The organism is Bacillus sp. CPT56D-587-MTF (assembly GCF_058792335.1).
This window is the reverse complement of sequence record NZ_JBYTEF010000001.1, coordinates 73,307-90,599: the sequence shown is the minus strand read 5'-3', so window position 1 is coordinate 90,599 and position 17,293 is coordinate 73,307. Positions and strand designations below refer to the sequence as shown.

At 34.7% G+C, this 17,293-nt stretch carries 19 protein-coding genes and 1 pseudogene; 5 read left to right on the top strand and 15 right to left on the bottom strand.

Annotated features, from left to right (window positions below; all coding sequences use genetic code 11):
* Positions 1-84: 84 nt before the first annotated feature.
* From AC3WVZ_RS00460 to AC3WVZ_RS00415, 10 genes and pseudogenes are all read right to left on the bottom strand, one after another.
* Complete coding sequence (locus AC3WVZ_RS00460) at positions 85-306, bottom strand: hypothetical protein (RefSeq protein ID WP_047792121.1); 222 nt, start codon at positions 304-306, stop codon at positions 85-87.
* Positions 275-1,819 (bottom strand): glycosyltransferase family 2 protein, encoded by a 1,545-nt coding sequence (locus AC3WVZ_RS00455; protein ID WP_233936546.1) that lies wholly within the window; start codon positions 1,817-1,819, stop codon positions 275-277. The genes AC3WVZ_RS00460 and AC3WVZ_RS00455 overlap by 32 nt, the downstream gene beginning before the upstream one ends.
* Positions 1,812-2,777 carry a UDP-N-acetyl-alpha-D-glucosaminuronate decarboxylase gene (locus tag AC3WVZ_RS00450; protein WP_000037020.1) on the bottom strand — a complete coding sequence of 322 codons (966 nt, stop codon included), beginning with the start codon at positions 2,775-2,777 and terminating at the stop codon, positions 1,812-1,814. The genes AC3WVZ_RS00455 and AC3WVZ_RS00450 overlap by 8 nt, the downstream gene beginning before the upstream one ends.
* The gene (locus AC3WVZ_RS00445) at positions 2,774-4,015 is read right to left on the bottom strand and encodes a nucleotide sugar dehydrogenase (protein WP_001088921.1); all 1,242 of its coding nucleotides are present in this window, start codon (positions 4,013-4,015) and stop codon (positions 2,774-2,776) included. The genes AC3WVZ_RS00450 and AC3WVZ_RS00445 overlap by 4 nt, the downstream gene beginning before the upstream one ends.
* Positions 4,008-5,552, bottom strand: a complete 1,545-nt coding sequence (locus AC3WVZ_RS00440) for a glycosyltransferase family 2 protein (protein ID WP_001266466.1) — start codon at positions 5,550-5,552, stop codon at positions 4,008-4,010. Before AC3WVZ_RS00440 ends, AC3WVZ_RS00445 begins: the two co-directional genes overlap by 8 nt.
* Positions 5,553-5,565: 13 nt before the next feature.
* Entirely contained in the window at positions 5,566-5,760 is a 195-nt protein-coding gene (locus AC3WVZ_RS00435; RefSeq protein ID WP_000899469.1) for an LSm family protein, read from the bottom strand.
* 16 nt (positions 5,761-5,776) lie between these two features.
* Complete coding sequence (locus AC3WVZ_RS00430; RefSeq protein WP_000335530.1) at positions 5,777-6,178, bottom strand: hypothetical protein; 402 nt, start codon at positions 6,176-6,178, stop codon at positions 5,777-5,779.
* A 155-nt stretch (positions 6,179-6,333) separates the two neighbouring features.
* Complete coding sequence (locus AC3WVZ_RS00425; RefSeq protein ID WP_233935862.1) at positions 6,334-7,581, bottom strand: serine hydrolase domain-containing protein; 1,248 nt, start codon at positions 7,579-7,581, stop codon at positions 6,334-6,336.
* Between the two features lie 253 nt (positions 7,582-7,834).
* Positions 7,835-9,337: an N-acetylglucosamine-specific PTS transporter subunit IIBC gene (gene nagE / locus AC3WVZ_RS00420; RefSeq protein WP_000938900.1), complete on the bottom strand. Its 1,503-nt coding sequence runs from the start codon at positions 9,335-9,337 to the stop codon at positions 7,835-7,837.
* Between the two features lie 141 nt (positions 9,338-9,478).
* A pseudogene (locus tag AC3WVZ_RS00415) lies at positions 9,479-9,593 on the bottom strand (transcriptional regulator).
* Positions 9,594-9,662: 69 nt separating this feature from the next.
* Between AC3WVZ_RS00415 and glsA the strand changes: the two are divergent.
* Together glsA and AC3WVZ_RS00405 are read left to right on the top strand one after the other, a co-directional pair.
* Complete coding sequence (gene glsA / locus AC3WVZ_RS00410; RefSeq protein ID WP_233935861.1) at positions 9,663-10,592, top strand: glutaminase A; 930 nt, start codon at positions 9,663-9,665, stop codon at positions 10,590-10,592.
* Positions 10,593-10,766: 174 nt separating this feature from the next.
* Positions 10,767-11,108 (top strand): DUF3969 family protein, encoded by a 342-nt coding sequence (locus AC3WVZ_RS00405; protein ID WP_000766604.1) that lies wholly within the window; start codon positions 10,767-10,769, stop codon positions 11,106-11,108.
* Positions 11,109-11,130: 22 nt separating this feature from the next.
* Here AC3WVZ_RS00405 and AC3WVZ_RS00400 read toward each other — a convergent pair whose 3' ends face one another.
* Entirely contained in the window at positions 11,131-11,289 is a 159-nt protein-coding gene (locus tag AC3WVZ_RS00400; protein WP_000532409.1) for a hypothetical protein, read from the bottom strand.
* 114 nt (positions 11,290-11,403) lie between these two features.
* The gene (gene ytaF / locus AC3WVZ_RS00395; protein ID WP_016121798.1) at positions 11,404-12,015 is read right to left on the bottom strand and encodes a sporulation membrane protein YtaF; all 612 of its coding nucleotides are present in this window, start codon (positions 12,013-12,015) and stop codon (positions 11,404-11,406) included.
* Between the two features lie 129 nt (positions 12,016-12,144).
* Here ytaF and AC3WVZ_RS00390 point away from each other — a divergent pair, with 129 nt between their 5' ends.
* Positions 12,145-12,798 (top strand): helix-turn-helix domain-containing protein, encoded by a 654-nt coding sequence (locus AC3WVZ_RS00390; RefSeq protein WP_001123718.1) that lies wholly within the window; start codon positions 12,145-12,147, stop codon positions 12,796-12,798.
* Positions 12,799-12,897: 99 nt separating this feature from the next.
* Here AC3WVZ_RS00390 and AC3WVZ_RS00385 read toward each other — a convergent pair whose 3' ends face one another.
* Together AC3WVZ_RS00385 and AC3WVZ_RS00380 are read right to left on the bottom strand one after the other, a co-directional pair.
* Positions 12,898-14,172 carry an acetylornithine deacetylase gene (locus AC3WVZ_RS00385; protein WP_233935860.1) on the bottom strand — a complete coding sequence of 425 codons (1,275 nt, stop codon included), beginning with the start codon at positions 14,170-14,172 and terminating at the stop codon, positions 12,898-12,900.
* Between the two features lie 106 nt (positions 14,173-14,278).
* Positions 14,279-14,533, bottom strand: a complete 255-nt coding sequence (locus tag AC3WVZ_RS00380; RefSeq protein ID WP_000859480.1) for a biotin/lipoyl attachment domain-containing protein — start codon at positions 14,531-14,533, stop codon at positions 14,279-14,281.
* Positions 14,534-14,805: 272 nt separating this feature from the next.
* Here AC3WVZ_RS00380 and AC3WVZ_RS00375 point away from each other — a divergent pair, with 272 nt between their 5' ends.
* Together AC3WVZ_RS00375 and AC3WVZ_RS00370 are read left to right on the top strand one after the other, a co-directional pair.
* Positions 14,806-16,209 (top strand): sigma-54 interaction domain-containing protein, encoded by a 1,404-nt coding sequence (locus AC3WVZ_RS00375; protein WP_063219947.1) that lies wholly within the window; start codon positions 14,806-14,808, stop codon positions 16,207-16,209.
* A gap of 83 nt (positions 16,210-16,292) precedes the next feature.
* Entirely contained in the window at positions 16,293-16,496 is a 204-nt protein-coding gene (locus AC3WVZ_RS00370) for a hypothetical protein (protein WP_000063860.1), read from the top strand.
* A gap of 44 nt (positions 16,497-16,540) precedes the next feature.
* On the opposite strand, the gene truA is transcribed toward AC3WVZ_RS00370, so the two are convergent.
* On the bottom strand, positions 16,541-17,278 hold the full coding sequence (gene truA, locus AC3WVZ_RS00365; RefSeq protein ID WP_000553118.1) for a tRNA pseudouridine(38-40) synthase TruA: 738 nt from the start codon (positions 17,276-17,278) through the stop codon (positions 16,541-16,543).
* Positions 17,279-17,293 lie beyond the last annotated feature (15 nt).

Sequence of the window (17,293 nt, the reverse complement as noted above, 5' to 3'; positions counted from 1 at the left end):
TACTACTTTTTTACGAAAGTGAACGAAATAGTTGTGACATGTTTGTGAAATGTTGAGCAAACTACTATATATATAGTGTTAACTTCATTTAAAAGTCTTTAAAATTAACCCTTTCCTTAATTGTATTTTTTTGGTATCCTTATATACGAGTCCTATTTTGTAATATAAGAACAATACCCATTGTAGAGCTGTAACACTCTTATCTCCTAATCTGTTATAGTTTTTATAACAGAACAAAAAAGTGTACACATGTTGTACACTTTTTTTGTTACTTCTATAAAACATCTCTTTTTCTATTGCCATCATAGAATCCGCCACGATTGTCTGTTAATGCAATTATTTGATCTAGTCCTTCTATATGATCACCTATAATTCGAAGTACAGCTGGTGGATGACCTATTTTAGCAAAATGTTCACTGGGACGAATACGGTTCATCTTATCGACCTCAACACGACTTACACATGCAACTTCAAATCCTGAAAGAATAGCTTTCACTTGGGCTACACACGGCGCCAGTAAAGATCTATACCCAATTTCTTTCAAACACTTACGGCTAAACGCATTCGGTACAGCGATAAGAGAGCCTACGCCTAGATCTTTTCTATCACAAGCTAAATTTAATGCATATTTAAATGCAGTTACAAGATGAAGCGGTACTCTTAAATCTAAATAATGATTTAGATCATTTAATGCAACATCTGTTCCATCTGCAATAGCTTTCGCAAAAGGATATAGCTCACTCGCTGGAATAACAAAATCGCCATCTATAAATAACACAATTTCTCCTTTTGCAAAATACGTTCCAAGTGAGCGCCCCACATCATTTCCGAGTGCTTCTTTATATACAATTGTCGTTGCCCCTTTGTCTTTTGCAATTTTTTTCGTTTTATCTGACGAACCATTTACGACAACGATAATTTCGAAGGGTTCAATTTTGCGAAGCTCTTCTATAACGTTTCCAATTGTTTTCTCTTCATCTTGTACGGGAATAACAACCGATAGTTGCTTTCCTTTATAGAAATCAGATGTAACACCCCACCCTTGATAAAACTCTTCAAAACTTAAAGTATGATAGACACTATCCCTTTTCCTATTTCCATCATAATATCCTCCGCGCTCATCACTGCTTAATATCCGTTCTGCTACTGCTTCTATATGATCACCTATCATTCTTTTTTCAGATTGGGAAAGATTTGTCCCATATGCAGCATGCTGGAATGGACGAAATTTATTCGGCGTAATAACGTCAATAGCACAATGACGACTAATTCTCCATTTACTTTGAACTAGGCGTAAATGAGCCACAATAGGATTAACAAAACATTCATATCCGATGCTTTGAACGACTTCTTTCGTCAGCGCATGAGGTACATCTAATAAAGAATTCATTTTTAATTCTTCACGCTCTAACATTGCATTTAATATTTGGCGCCATACTGTAATAGAAGTGGTTTTTTGCCTTTTTAAAAATAATGCATCCAAATTATTTAAAACTACATCTGCCTGATCGTATAAAATCGGATTAAGGAATAATTTTAATTTTGAAGTTGGAATAGCAAAATCACCATCTATAAATAGTAATACATCACCTATCGCATGTTTTGCGCCGACTGCACGTACAACATCGTTCCCTAGTAGCTCTGTATGCTTGATTACTTTACACCCTAAACGATCTGCAACATCTTCTGTTCCATCATTACAACCGTTTGCTACTACAATGATTTCTACTGGATTTAATGGTCTTACCGATTGAATAACGTCTGAAATCGTATCGACCTCATTACATGCAGGAATAATAACAGATAATGACTTAGCCATTGTTTTGTTCACGAAACCACTTAATCGTTTCCTTCAATCCGTTTTCCCACGTTACTTTCGCCTGAAATTGAACAAGCTCTTTTAATTTTGTTACATCTGGTCTTCTATTTGGAATTTCTTCAAAACCATGAGGATATACTTCTTCAAAAGGCACTTGGACAATCTTCGAAGAAGAATTCGTTAATTTTTTAATTACTTCTGCTACTTCTTTTATGCTCTTTTCATTCTCAGAACCTATATTAATAATCTCACCATTTACCTTCTCATCCATTGCCCGAATTGTTGCCTCTACCGCATCACTTACATACGTAAAACAACGTGTCTGCTTTCCATCTCCATATACGAGAATGTCTTCTCCTTGCAGTGCCGCGCGGATAAATCGCGGGATTACTCCTGCATATGGACCATCTTTCGCTCTTGGACCATAAATATTAAAGTATCGAACAATCGTTACTGGTAAACCTTCTAATGCGTACCCTAAACATAATGTCTCTTCCAACGTTTTACAAACTGCATAACTCCAACGAATTTTAGAAGTTGCCCCGTACAATCGATCTCCCTCTTCAGAGAAAGGCGGCTTGGCCTTACCATATACTTCTGAAGTAGAAGCAAAAACTACTTTCTTCTTTCCTTTTAACGCTGCTTGTAAAACATTTCTTGTCCCATCAAAATTCGTTTCTATGAGCTCTATACTTTTTTCCATTGTTGTTTTCACACCTAAAATTGCTGCTAAATGAAACACGACATCATGCTGATCTACTAATTCATAAATAGAATTTTTATCTAAAACACTTATTGGAATAACACGGATTTCTTTCATTAACTCTTTATGGTACTTATTTTTACCTTTATAAAAGTTATCCACAACAGTGACCTCATAACCTCTTCTCATCAACTCTTCAGCTAAATGCGACCCGATAAATCCGGCCCCACCTGTAATTAAACATTTCTTACTCATTTACTCACCTTCTTTACAATCCCGCGTGTATCTATTACTCGATCCATTCCTTTAAAAAGCTTCCAATCAATATTAGAATGATCCGTTAAAATTAAAATACAATCCGCTTTTTTAACTTTTTCTTCATCTAAAGAAACAGATTGGTACACCTTATCTCCAATTTCCGCGAAAGAAATATAAGGATCATGATATTCTATCTCGTATCCTTGATTTCTTAATAATTGAATAATCGGTAACGCTGGTGATTCTCTCAAATCATTTACATCTTTTTTATACGCAATCCCTACAATTAACACCGTTGCGGGTGATTGCACCACACTTTTTACTTTGCGGACCATTTTCTCTGGCATTTCTTCATTAATTATATGTGCAGCCTCAATTAATTGACTAATTGCCCCATTCTTTTTTATTCTCCATTGAAAATATAAAGGGTCTACGGGAATACAGTGTCCCCCTATCCCTGGCCCTGGCCAATACGGAGTAAACCCAAATGGTTTTGTAGATGCCGCTTCAATGGCCTCATAAAAATCAATGCCTAAACTTTCACATAGTGTGTTTAGTTCATTTACTAAAGAAATGTTAACTAAGCGCTGAATATTTTCAAATAGCTTGCACATCTCTGCTACTTTCGGAGAGCTAACAGGTACAACTTCGTCAAAAATGGTACTATATAAATCCTTTACCTTTTGTTTACACTTTTCTGTTTGTCCACTAATAACTTTTGGAATAGCTTGAACTGAATATTGACTATTTGCTGGATCAATTCTCTCAGGGGAATATCCGATATAGAAATCTTCCCCTACCTTTTTACCATTTTGAGAAATAATAGGTAGGATGACTTCTTCAAGTGTGCCTGGATATGTGGAGCTTTCAAAAATGAAGGTTTGTCCTTTTTGAAGGTTTTGTTGTATATAATGCGAAGCTGAAATGAGGGCACTTAAGTCTGGTTCTCTTTGTTCATTAATTGGAGTCGGGACAGTGACAATAACATAATCACTATTTTGAAAATCAGCAATGCCTTGATCCGGTGTATTTACTGTTAATTTTTTTTTCGTCAATAAACTTTGTAACTCTTTAGAAGAAACATCCGGAATATAACTTTCTCCTTTTATAATTGAGTCTATTTTTCTAATATCTTTATCTAATCCAAGTACTGTATGCCCTCTTTCTGCAAAATGTACCGCTAAAGGAAGGCCAACATACCCTAGCCCAATAATAGCTACTTTACTACTATTCATTTGTATTCTCTTCTTCCCTTCTCAATTGTTGAATTACATCTCTATCTCTATCTCCATCTGTAAAACCACCACGTTCGTCCGTACATTGTAATAAATACGCAACCGCTTCAAGTTGATCACCGAAAATACGATCAAATGCTGAAATACGCCCATTTACAAATTCGTGTTGCTCTGGACGTACGCGATTTGTTTTTATAACATCTACTAACTCTACTGTTGTAATAGAGAATCCTTCTAAAATAGCTTTCACTTGTGCTAATGGCGGAATGATAAGGGAATCATATCCTATTTTCTCTATTACCTTCTTATGAATGGCATGTGGTACAGCAGTTAGTGAGTTATTCCATAAATCTGGTCGTTTCGCTATCAAATTCACAAAGTATTTTCCCATACTAATTGGATCTGCTGGATGAAACATATCTAATAAGCATTGTAAATCATTTAACACCACGTCATTTCCATCTTCAACAGCATGTAAAAATAGAGTGAGTTTTTTTGCTGGAATAACAAGATCACTATCAACGAATAAACAAATATCTGCCGTAGCATGCATGGCACCTATTGCTCTTGCTACATTATGTCCAAGCGCCTTCGTAAATTCAACAACAATAACATTCTCTAGCTTTGCCTGTTTAACAGTCTCAACATCTGCTCCATTCGCGACAACTATAATTTCATCTACACCTGCTTCTTTCACTTCTTTTATAACAGACCTTATGGTTATTTTCTCTTCTGATACTGGGATAATGGCACTATATTTCGCTTTATTCTTTTGTAATAAAACTGGTTTATACTTTCCTACAAACTCTCTATCTCTATTGTTCTCTGAAAAACCACCGCGTTTACCATATGTTTCGATTACGTATTGTAAAGCTCGCAAATGATCACCCATAATACGACTAGTCGCTTTCGGATAAGGAGAGCCAGGTGATGTACCAGTATGCACAGGTCGAACTTTATTTGTGTAGATGACATCAACTGAAGCCATATCAGAAATATCTACTCCTCTAGACATCGCCATCGCTTGAAATAATGCTGGATCTGCTAAATTCCACCACCCCAGTTTTTCAATCACTTTACGACTTATCGCATGTGGTATTGCAATTAAAGATCCTACAACAAACTCTTTCTTGTTCAAATAACGATTTAACATATATTTTCCAACCGTCGTATAATGCGGTCTCATCTTCAAGTAAACGGACCATGTTAAATTATTTAAAACAATCTCATGCCCTTGTCGTATTCCTTTAATAAAATTGTATAATTCTTCACTTTTCATGACGATATCACCATCTAAAAACAAAACAATCTCACCTTTTGCTTCTCTAGCACCAATTGCCCGTCCCACATCATTACCAAGAGAATCTCTATAATAAATCACACGGCAATTATGCTGTAATGCTATTTCCTTCGTCCCATCTGTAGATCCATTATCTACTATGATAACTTCATATGGTTCGAGTTTTCTTACCTCTACTAAAACTTTTGATAAAGTACTTGCTTCATTATGCACTGGAATAACAACTGACACTCTCATACTTGTATCACTCTTACCCTTCCAAGCGAACATAAGCAATAATAGGAATACGCACAACTACATCTTCTGGTGGTCCATAAGAAGGAGAAGTACGAACAATTACTGCCCCATCCGTCACAGATAAAAGAACGCCTGCAATGATTTCTACAGCTGTCACAACTTGCACTAGTTCGCCAACATGGTTACGTAATTCATCAGTAAATAACATATATAAGTCTCCTTTCTTACGCTTCTTTAATTGATATAATACTTATAAATGGTAATAAAACCTCTGTTCCTATTCCTTCTTGCAATGTTAAGAAGTCATCACCAACTGCTACAATAACACCTGTTAATTGTCCAACTGTCACCGTAATTTCTACGTTTTTACCTAAATACTGCTTTGCAATTTCTTTAAAAGGTGATGTATTGCATTCTTTTAAAATGTTACAAATAATAGATTGAAATCTACTTGATTCAATAACTTCTTCCGTAGCTTGCTTAGAGTTTCTTTGAATAAATCTCGCGAAGTTTTGTGAAAATAAAAGTCTTTCCACAGCAGGCAATAACTTATTATCTAAAAAATAATCTAATTGTCTATTAAACAATCTTGATAATTTATGCCAATATTTTCTGAACAGACACATACACTTCTCCTCCTATTATTTTTAGATTATAAAATTTTACATCCATACATCTTAATGTATACAAAATGGATATTTTTGTGATAGGTAAGACATACATTTTCTAAAAGAAATATTTGTTTCAGAGCATAAAAAAAACTATCCAAAAGGATAGTTTCTTACACTTCAATATTCCGCAATATCGAATAAATGTCATTATTCACTTTACCAAATGATTTAATATTATTTTGAATGTTAGATAATAAAACAACATATACACTGCCATTTTTACTAAATCCGTTTAAGCAATTCCAACCTGGCATTACACCATGATTCGAATAGCTTCCTGGGTCTACGTACCATCCAAACCCGTAATCCTTTTTTCCACCCGTAAACATTTGATCGTAACTCTCTTTTGAAATTAATTTTCCAGAGTATAACGCCTCATTAAATAAATATAAATCATGTGCACTCGTATATATATCACCACAACCATAAAGTTGTGACATGCTTGGAATATTAGGTGTTGTCATATTATTATTTACTATTTTATAACCCGTTGATGGGAATCTTGTTTGTTCTAACGCTGTGTCAAAGCCAGAATGTTTCATACCCGCAGTAGCAAAAATATGTTGTTTAATATATTCTTCGAGTGACTGCCCACTTACCTTCTCTGCAATATAAGCAAGTATAGAGTAGTTCGAGTCAGAATACTTCCACTTCTCTCCCGGACCACCAATACGCTTTTGATTTCCTATCCGCTTTATCAGTTCTTCATGAGAAATATCTTCTTTTCCCTGCTCATATTCGGGAATCCCTGATGTATGTGTTAATAGATGTTTTAGCTGAATATTATTACCTTGTGGAAAATCTGGAATATACTTCGCAACAGTATCTTCTACTTGTAATTTATTTTGATCTTTCAATTGCATAATAGCAGTTGCTACAAACGCCTTTGAAATAGAACCAATATAAAAAGTCGTCTCTGAATTATTCGGTACTTGCTGCTCTTTATTTGCCATACCGTACCCTTTATTCAGAAGAACTTTTCCGTTCTTCACAATAACAGCTGTCCCGCTAAATCCTGCGTTTTGTAAATACTGGTCCAATTGAGCGTTTTCATTAATTTCTTGAGGTGGTCCTTCAGCAGGTTTCTCCGCTGCTTGCGCTTGCTTCATTTGTTCTTCCTGCTCTTTTTGTTTTTGCTTCTGTACTTCTTGTTTCTTTTTTTCTTCTTTCTTTTTTAACTCTTCTTGTTTCTTCATTTCTGCTGCCGCTTTTAAAGTTTCTTCTTTCTTATTATGCGCAACAATTTTTGTATACATGAAATATACAAGTGATAATAGTAAGACGAGAATGATTGTTCTTTTTATGTATACAATCGGCCGATGTGCTTTCCCATTCGCATTATTTTTTTCCTGATCCATAATTGCTTTTTTCCCCTTACTCACCAATAATTTAATTCCTCTACTAAAGATTCGTTTTAGTAGATTATGGATAATCCATTCTATATCATCCCTACTTTATCACGCACTGCACATATTACCAACCTATATGTACAAAAAAGAAAAAGAAAATTTACAAAAGTAAGATTCCCGTTAAATTATTAACAAAAAAAAGAGGATATCCTCTAAAAAATTGATGTTATCAATCTTTTGGGACATCCTCTTATCTCATTATTTATACGTGTTTTTTCATATCATCGGCAACAGATTCAACATTTGTACCTACGATAACTTGTACACTAGTATTACTTAATTTCATAACACCTTTTGCACCAGCACGTTTTAATGCTGCTTCATTTACTTGACCAGCATCTTTTACTTGTAAGCGTAGACGTGTTGCACAGTTATCAATAACTGTTAAGTTTTCTTTTCCGCCTAAAGCTGCTACGTAAGTTTCACCAATTGAACCTGCAACTGGTGCATCACCATCTTCAACTAACTCATCGTCATCTTCACGACCAGGAGTTTTTAAATCGAACTTCTTAATTAAGAAGTAGAATACTATGAAATAAATTGCTGCGTAAATTAAACCGATACCTGCTAGTAAGACTGGTTTTGTTGCAATACCGAAGTTTAAAGCATAATCAATTGCACCGGCACTAAATGAGAAACCATCATGAATGCCAAGTGATGTTGTAATGAATAAAGAAAGACCTGTTAGTACAGCATGAATACCATATAATACTGGTGATAAGAACATGAATGAGAATTCAATAGGCTCTGTAATACCAGTTAAGAATGAAGTTAATGCTAGACCAGCTAACATACCAGTAACTGCTTTACGCTTTTCTGGTTTAGCAGCTGCAATCATTGCGAAACATGCTGCTGGTAAACCGAACATCATAACTGGGAAGAAACCAGTCATAAACATACCTGCTGTTTTGTCACCTGCAAGGAAACGAGCAATATCACCATTAACAACATTACCTGCTGCATTTGTAAAGTCCCCAAATACAAACCAGAAGTATGTGTTCATTACGTGGTGTAAACCAATTGGGATTAATAAACGGTTTAATAAACCAAATAATCCTGAACCAATTGCACCTAAATTAACAATTCCATGAGCTAATGCATCAATACCATTTTGAATTGTTGGCCAAATTTGTGCAAATAGAATTCCTAATATCAGCATCACAACTGATGTAACAATTGGAACGAAACGTTTTCCAGCAAAGAAACCTAACCATTCTGGAAGTTTAATCTTATGGAATTTATTATAAAGAAGTCCTGCTATAACACCAACAATAATACCACCTAAAACTTTCATATCTACTTTAGTCGATAATTCAGCAGCCTTAGATACTTGTGTCATTGTATCTGCAAGCTTAGATGGATCTACATTTGCGCTATTACCTATTAAATCTTGGACTTTACCTAATTTACCTTGTAATTCAGCAGTTGAATACCCTTTGCTAAGTGCATCAATACTATTTTTCATAACAAGATAACCAATTGCACCTGCAAGACCTGCTGCACCACTACCATCCACTGAAAGACCGATTGCAATACCAATTGCAAAAATAAGTGCTAAGTTATCAAAAACTGCTGCGCCGGCCTGTGCCATAACAGGAATATCAAATACATCTGGTTGCCCTAAACGAAGCAATAATCCTGCTGCTGGTAGTACTGCGATCGGAAGCATTAAAGCTTTACCAATACGTTGTAAAAACTGCAACATTTTAATTCCCCCTAATTAAATTTATGAAATCGTTATCATTATAAGTACGCTTTAGAAAACGCTTTCTATTACATAAGCATAATAACATATAGTTGTATAGATGTGTAGTTTTTATTTCTGAACTTTTTATGGATAAATCTCCTATTTCCAAACTGTTATATAAAAGGAAAATTCTCCTTTTTAAAATACAGAATACTCGAAACGAAAGACCTATTATATCACATTGAACTTTCGTTTTATCATTCCACTTTTTCATGTTATTATTTATTTCCGAGCATATCGGGAAAAGTAAACTTAGTTAATTCAAAATAGGAGCGTTGGTACTATGCAGTGCATTGAAACAAACAACTTACAACAGTTGTTAGAACAAGTAAAACCATATACAAAAAAAGGAAAACTTGCTACTTATATCCCCCAACTAGGAAATGCAAATCCAGACGATTTAGGGATTGCCATTTTCCATAAAGAAACAGAATATATCCATGCAGGCAACTCACAAACACTATTTACTCTTCAAAGTATTTCCAAGGTAATTACACTTGCCCTTGCCCTTTTAGACCGTGGTGAAGAATATGTATTTTCTAAAGTTGGAATGGAACCAACGGGTGACCCATTTAATTCTATTATTAAGTTAGAAACAACAAGTCCGTCCAAACCCCTTAATCCAATGATAAATGCAGGAGCATTAGCTATTACAAGCATGTTAGCAGGAAAAGATAACGAAGAAAAAATGGAACGTATTCTTCATTTTGTACGTGAAATAACAGATAATCCTACTATTAATTATTCCTCTAAAGTTGCCGATTCAGAACTAGAGACAGCTTACCTAAACCGTTCACTTTGTTATTATATGAAACAAAACGGAATTATCGATTGTGATATTGAAGAACTTATGGATTTATATACTCGTCAATGCGCAGTTGAAGTAAACTGCATCGATTTAGCACGTATCGGCTTAATTTTTGCAATGGATGGATATGATCCATATAAAAAGAAACAAATCATCCCTAAACATATTACAAAAATTTGCAAAACATTTATGGTCACATGTGGTATGTATAACGAATCTGGTGAATTTGCAATTCGTGTTGGTATTCCTGCAAAAAGCGGTGTAGCCGGTGGTATTTTTGGCTGCGTAAAAGGCGACATGGGAATCGGTATTTTCGGACCAGCTTTAGATGCAAACGGAAATAGTATTGCTGGTTTTAAAATTCTTGAACTTCTTTCTGCTCAAGAAGGTTGGAGCATTTTTTAATCGCGAGTTATCCTGCTATACTAGCAGGATTTTTTATTTCGCCAAAACCTCACTTTTGTGAGTTATCAATCTTCTTATAAAAACAGTGCTGAAAGTTTCTCTATATCATGCATATTTGTTCCCCCCTCCTGAATAATATAGTACAACCTAGCGCTATATGTGGAGGTGTGAAAGATGAAACTAATATTTCAAATGGGAAAACAACCTGTTCTTGAAAAAACAATCCTTCTTTTTATATTGAGTATTGTAGAAAGCTTGAAGTTAAAAGTTGTTTCACTCGACGAAGCTCACCGATACATATTCAATTTAGAAGTACTTGAATTATTAATGGATCGGAACATCGATGATCAAGTACTTGAACTTATTCATTTCGGGATGGGACTTGAAGACATTTATCACGTGCTTCCTGAAGAACTTGAGCATACGATTGAGGAATTAAAATGGCTTTGCATTCAAGTATTAAGTGAGTACAGTATGCATGAAGAATCGGAACAATTAATTGAAGATATACGGTAAAAAAGCACCTATGTAGGTGCTTTTAATGTTTTTTTAAACTATTTTTATACGCCTCAATATTTACTGGTAGCTCTTCCTCTTCCAAAGTATGTTCATTTACATCTTTATGAATGAACGCACCTTTAGGTGGTTGATGATCATGCCCTTTTTTCTTATGATCAAATGCTTTCCCGCGTCCCATACAAATCCCCCTTTCTTAAAAGAAATCCGTATTAGTATGGAGAAAAGTACGTCGATATATGCAATCCCTTGCTGTATTTCCAAGGAAATACTCGAACCTTGTTTTCTACTCTCCTTACAACAACTGATCGATCCCAATAAGAATTAATAATACTCCTGCGATAATTGTCGCCCATTTCCCTAAGTATTCTGCTAAAAATCGTTTTCCTACATACGCAAAACCACTAATACAAATAAAACTAAACACCCCAGAAATAGTCGCTGTAAGCCAAAGATTTAAATTTGTTATCCCAGCATCAAATCCACCTGCAATATTATTAATAGACAACGCAATCCCTAATACAATTGCTTCTGAAAAACTAATTGTTTTAGAACCATCAAAATCTGCTTTTTCTGGATCACGTAAAATTCCCATAAGTACATTACCATCTTTAGAGCCTACGGTATTTCTTTGCCCCAAGAAAGGCTGGCACAAAATAAACACCCCGATTATCCCTAAAACTATCGCTCCAATCAGGTTTGCTGTAAACTCTGAAATAAATAACGCAATCCAGTTCCCAAAAAATCCAGCTAATAAAGTAAATAAAAACCCCAAAAATGCGATGATAAAATTGTTGAACCACGAAATTCTAATTTTACGAATGCCATATGCAATCCCAACACCTGCATTATCTAAATTAGAAGCAATCCCGATTAAAAAAATTGAAAATAGACCTGCCGTACTCATAAATAGCCACCCCTTTTCCTCACTTTTCCATGCATCTTATGAAAATGTTGAGCAACTGTGCCTGTCTGTTTCATATACATGTAATAAATGCTCAACATTTTTTCAACAATAAAAAGGAGTGCCTTCGCTATGCCTAAAGAAAATCCAAATGAGCGGCTTAGTAGATTAATAAAAAAACTTTTAAAAGAACGTGCCTTATCTATGCGCCAACTCGGAATGCTTACAAATATTGATCCCGCAACAATCTCAAGAATTATGAATGGTAAACAACCGCCAAAACAAAAACACCTACAAAAATTCGCAGAATGTCTGCAAGTTCCACCCCAATTGTTATTTGATGAAATGTATCCTGATTCTCCTCACATTAATAAAGAAAAGACGGATATGTACACATCTCTTGATACCATTCAGCAAACTCTGCAATCCTCTAACTTATTCGATTTCGACTACACAACAACCCGCGTAAAACAAGAACTTGAAAACTATGAACGATATGCTCAAACAACAGAAGGTGAAAAGCGCATTCATGAAAGTTTCGCGAGCAAGTTAGAACAAATTGATAGTGCTGGCCCTTTCATTGAACAATTAACAGATATGTATCAACAATTTTGCAATGAAACGATTCCAAAAGAAGAGCGTGCAGTTCTTGGTGGCGCATTACTGTATTTCATTTTATCGACAGATATTATTCCCGACTATCTCTTTCCAATTGGCTATTTAGATGATGCGATTGCTGTTGAATTAGCAAAAGAGAAATTAATGGAACTAAAACGAAAGACATAGAAAAATAAAGAACTATTTCAGTTGTTTCTATTTAACTCTGAAATAGTTCACTAAAAAATCGTACAAGTATACATACCTGTACGATTTCAACATACTAATCTATTTTTTCATATGACACCATTCATATATAAATGCTGTTATTACTTTTGTAAATTCAATTAACTGCTCTACTTCTACTTTCTCATTTATTGAATGAGCTTCCTCTAATGTGCCTGGTCCGTAAATAACAGCCGGAATATGAAATTCACTAAACCAACCACCATCCGTTACCGTTGCAGACATATCTAAAATTGCGTTTTTAGAAAGAATTGATTCATGTACTGAGCTAAGCGTTTTTACAGCTGTATGTTCACTATCTATTTCTAAAGAAGGGAAAATTTCGCCACGATCCACAATCATTGATTCTCCGCCCCACTTAAATTGTGGTGGATTTTCACTTAGCCATGGATCGGCAGCTGCTACTTTAACGATATACTCTTCAATTTCTTTTATTATTTGTTCATGTGTTTCATTCGGATAAAAGTGCACTGTTATCCATAACCGGCACTCATCCGCAATAAAAGCTGCATGTCTTCCACCCTCAATAACAGCTGGATTAATTGTTGTTGTTCCAGACGGATAGCCTTCATATGTTTTCATAACTGCCCAATGACGCTCTAATTCTTGTAAACTTTGCACAATTTTCATCATTTTTTCAATTGCACTCGCTCCAAATAAACGTCCTCCAGCATGAATCATTTGCCTACGCGTTGCATCATGAAACGTTTGAGGGCTTTTCACAGTAATCCAGCCAGTAATTACGCCGCCCTGTCCTTGCATATGTAAATTACTCGTATCCACTACGACTGCAAAATCAGCATCATAACCTCTTTTGCAGCATTGAAGTGTACCAGCTTCTCCAACTTCTTCTCCAATTACGGATTGAAAGATTAAATCTCCAGATAATTCAATACCAGCTTCTTGTAATAGCTGAATAGCAAATAGCGCTCCGGCTAGTCCCCCTTTCATATCAGCTGCACCACGTCCAACTAACCAACCATCTTTTATAAATGGCTCAAACGGATTTGTTTCCCACGCCTCATCTGCCGATACTTCAGCTACATCCATATGTCCATTAATAATAAGACTTTTATATGAGTCACTTTTTGCCCCTTTTTTCACACCAACAACGTTCGGATCATTAGGATATACATCCCATTTATCAACACTAAAATTTTGTTCTCTTAGAAACTCTGCAACAAATTGTTGTGCCTCATTTGTATTTCTCGCCGGCGGTGCTGGTGTTTCAAAACGAATTAATGTTTTTGTAAGTTCTAACAATTCCTCTTTCCTTGAATCTATTTGTTTTAACAACTGCGAAACTTCTGGATTCATCGCTAATTCCCCTTTTCACTTTGTAAACCCATTTAATGTAAGCGTTTTTAAAATTATTCACCGTAAAAATAATGATTTAAAAGAGCAAAAATACACGTCACTTACATTAATCACTGCCTGTTACTAAAAGGTCATCCCTTACTGTTATTAATAACTTTTGATCAGCAATAGCTTGTCCTTCTACTACTTCTAATGATTCAATATAACCACTGATCCCTATCTTAATTTCTACTTTCTGTTTATCTATTGTTTCAATTAATGCTAATTTCTCCCACTCGTATACGTAAGAACTTTCCGTAACAAATAACTTCTCTACTTTCCCGTAACAAGGACTATACACGCATTCTATAACCGTCTTCACTTTATACACTCCTCCTTCTTATTAGTTGGTACTGAAACGTTGCATATCCCTCCTTTAGATATATCAATTATTATTTATGCAAAATGCGTACCAATCTCCAATTCCTATTTAAAATGAAGGTTTCTCAAAAAAAACTTCATAACCGCAAAATTTTTCTATCATTTCAGAGATTTTAAAAGGAAAATAGCAAAAAATTTTTGCGATTTTATAAGAATTTTAATAAAATTATAAAAAGTCAGTCTTCATAGGGTGGAATGAGGAGAAGATAATCTATGCGTACAGAAGAAATTAATTTAAAACAGATCATTGAAATGAATATGCTATATGAAACTTTACTCAATGAACTCGACATCGGAATTCATATTATTAACGAGGAAAGTAAGACGATTATCTATAACCGCAAAATGATGGAAATTGAATCAATGGAGCGCTCAGATGTGCTATATAAAAGTCCTTTAGAAGTATTCGCATTTGAGGAAAATAAAAATAGTACTCTTATAGAGGCATTAAAATTTGGAAAAACAAAGAAAAATATAAAACAAACGTATTTTAACAATAAAGGACAAGAAATTACAACGATTAACGATACTTTCCCTATAATAGAACATGGAAAAATTAAAGGCGCTATTGAAATATCAAAAGAAATTAGTAACTTAAAGCAAACGATAAAAATAGGTCCTTCTCGAAAACAAAGTACTAAATTTACCTTTGATCACATAATTGGTGATTCTGAAGCCATTCAATCAATCATTACAGAAGGAAAAAGAGTAATTCGTACATCTTCCTCCATACTTCTAGTAGGAGAAACAGGCACTGGTAAAGAACTATTTGCACAAAGCATCCATAATGAAAGTCAGCGTTCAACAAAACCCTTTATTTCACAAAACTGTGCCGCTATACCTGATACCTTAATGGAAAGCCTACTATTTGGCACAAATCGAGGTGCCTTTACAGGAGCAATAGATAAATCAGGCTTATTCGAAGAAGCAAACGGAGGAACTTTGTTATTAGATGAAATCAATTCATTAAGCCCAATACTTCAAGCTAAGTTGCTGCGGGCTATACAAGAAAAAACAATACGAAGAATCGGAGGTACACACGAAAAAGAAATTGATGTTCGCATTATAGCAACTATCAATGAAGATCCCTTTGAAGCCATCGCACATAATCGATTAAGAGAAGACTTATATTACCGATTAAGCGTCGTTACTTTATGTCTTCCGCCTTTACGTGAAAGAAAAGAAGATATTCCAGCTCTTGTTCAGCACTTTATTGAAAAATATAATACTCAATTCGGGCTCAACGTAACCGATGTAGATGTAAATGTAAGAGAATTTTTCTATGCCTACGATTGGCCTGGAAACGTACGGGAGTTGGAACATATAATTGAAGGTTCCATGAACTTGATAGAAGATGAAACCATCATTACAGCGTTTCATCTTCCTACTCGCTTTCGCGAACGAATAAAAACAGAATTCAATATGCAACATGCACTAACTACTCACAATACTGATGCACCTAAAACTTTAAAACACACAATAGAAAAAATGGAAAAGAACTACATTAACCAAATTCTTAAAGAGAATCATGGCAACATCTCACAAGCTGCAAAATTTTTAGGATTAAGTAGGCAAAACTTACAATATCGAATTAAAAAACTGCATTTACACATATGAAATAAACATGTCTCCAAGTGTAAAAATTACTTGGTAAAATATGTTATAATAAACATATAACATGCTAGAAAGGGGCTATATATATGAGTAATGATAAAAAATTAAAGTTATTACAATACTTATACTTTTTCCCTGCCATGCTCTGTATGATGTTATTCATTAATGCCGATGTAAGCAGCTCTCCTTATGCAAAGCTATTAGGAACAATTTTTGGCTCCTTTGCAGCTATTATGCTTGCTGCTTTTTGGAATTTGAAGATACGTATAAAAAACGAAAAATCTTCTTAATACTAAAAAAATCGAGCTACTTAGCCCGATTTTTTTATTTGCCATTAAAACTCAACATTCTCTAAATACAACCCACTTGCCTCAGCAAGACAATTAATTTGATTGCGCTGCTTTTCCTCTAAAATGTTTGGAATTGCTTCAGCATCTAATTGTCCTAATCCAACTTCAATTAATGCCCCGACAATTTTTCTTACCATATTATGAAGGAAGCCGTTACCACTTACTCTAATTTGTACAAACCCTGCCTCTTCCATCACATCAAGTGTATATACTTCTCGAACCATAGATTTTTTCTTTGATTTCGCATTTGAAAAAGCAGTAAAGTCATGTGAACCAACTAAATGTTTTGCAGCTGCTTTCATGCTTTTCACATTTAATTTTTTATTCACATGCATGCTGTATTTACGCATAAATGGATTTGTATGCTCTTCATTCCAAATTTTATACAGATATGTTTTTGCTTTAGAATTGTAACGAGCATGGAAACGATCATGTACTTCTTCCACATTCGTAATGCTAATATCGTTAGGTAAATATTGATTTAAATATTTTTTCACTTTATGTTCCACTAACTTCTCATCACTTTGAAAGTTAGCAACTTGATTCAAAGCATGTACACCAGCGTCTGTTCTACTACAACCGATAATTTCAATTTCTTTTCCGACCATTTCAGATATGACACTTTCGATTTTTCCTTGAATTGTATTATCGTTATTACCAAGACGTTGCCATCCTTTAAAACGTGCGCCGTCGTACTGAATCGTTAATTTATAATTATGCATAATATTCTCCTTCAT

Bases quoted from the DNA above. Each gene is read 5' to 3' on its own strand.
- nagE (WP_000938900.1), bottom strand. From the start codon at position 9,337: ATGTTGCAGTTTTTACAACGTATTGGTAAAGCTTTAATGCTTCCGATC.
- AC3WVZ_RS00450 (WP_000037020.1), bottom strand. From the start codon at position 2,777: ATGAGTAAGAAATGTTTAATTACAGGTGGGGCCGGATTTATCGGGTCG.
- AC3WVZ_RS00405 (WP_000766604.1), top strand. From the start codon at position 10,767: ATGAAACTAATATTTCAAATGGGAAAACAACCTGTTCTTGAAAAAACA.
- AC3WVZ_RS00425 (WP_233935862.1), bottom strand. From the start codon at position 7,581: ATGGATCAGGAAAAAAATAATGCGAATGGGAAAGCACATCGGCCGATT.
- AC3WVZ_RS00385 (WP_233935860.1), bottom strand. From the start codon at position 14,172: ATGAATCCAGAAGTTTCGCAGTTGTTAAAACAAATAGATTCAAGGAAA.
- AC3WVZ_RS00400 (WP_000532409.1), bottom strand. From the start codon at position 11,289: ATGGGACGCGGGAAAGCATTTGATCATAAGAAAAAAGGGCATGATCAT.
- AC3WVZ_RS00445 (WP_001088921.1), bottom strand. From the start codon at position 4,015: ATGAATAGTAGTAAAGTAGCTATTATTGGGCTAGGGTATGTTGGCCTT.
- AC3WVZ_RS00375 (WP_063219947.1), top strand. From the start codon at position 14,806: ATGCGTACAGAAGAAATTAATTTAAAACAGATCATTGAAATGAATATG.
- truA (WP_000553118.1), bottom strand. From the start codon at position 17,278: ATGCATAATTATAAATTAACGATTCAGTACGACGGCGCACGTTTTAAA.
- ytaF (WP_016121798.1), bottom strand. From the start codon at position 12,015: ATGAGTACGGCAGGTCTATTTTCAATTTTTTTAATCGGGATTGCTTCT.
- AC3WVZ_RS00440 (WP_001266466.1), bottom strand. From the start codon at position 5,552: ATGAGAGTGTCAGTTGTTATTCCAGTGCATAATGAAGCAAGTACTTTA.
- AC3WVZ_RS00370 (WP_000063860.1), top strand. From the start codon at position 16,293: ATGAGTAATGATAAAAAATTAAAGTTATTACAATACTTATACTTTTTC.
- AC3WVZ_RS00390 (WP_001123718.1), top strand. From the start codon at position 12,145: ATGCCTAAAGAAAATCCAAATGAGCGGCTTAGTAGATTAATAAAAAAA.
- AC3WVZ_RS00455 (WP_233936546.1), bottom strand. From the start codon at position 1,819: ATGGCTAAGTCATTATCTGTTATTATTCCTGCATGTAATGAGGTCGAT.
- glsA (WP_233935861.1), top strand. From the start codon at position 9,663: ATGCAGTGCATTGAAACAAACAACTTACAACAGTTGTTAGAACAAGTA.
- AC3WVZ_RS00435 (WP_000899469.1), bottom strand. From the start codon at position 5,760: ATGTTATTTACTGATGAATTACGTAACCATGTTGGCGAACTAGTGCAA.
- AC3WVZ_RS00430 (WP_000335530.1), bottom strand. From the start codon at position 6,178: ATGTGTCTGTTCAGAAAATATTGGCATAAATTATCAAGATTGTTTAAT.
- AC3WVZ_RS00460 (WP_047792121.1), bottom strand. From the start codon at position 306: ATGATGGCAATAGAAAAAGAGATGTTTTATAGAAGTAACAAAAAAAGT.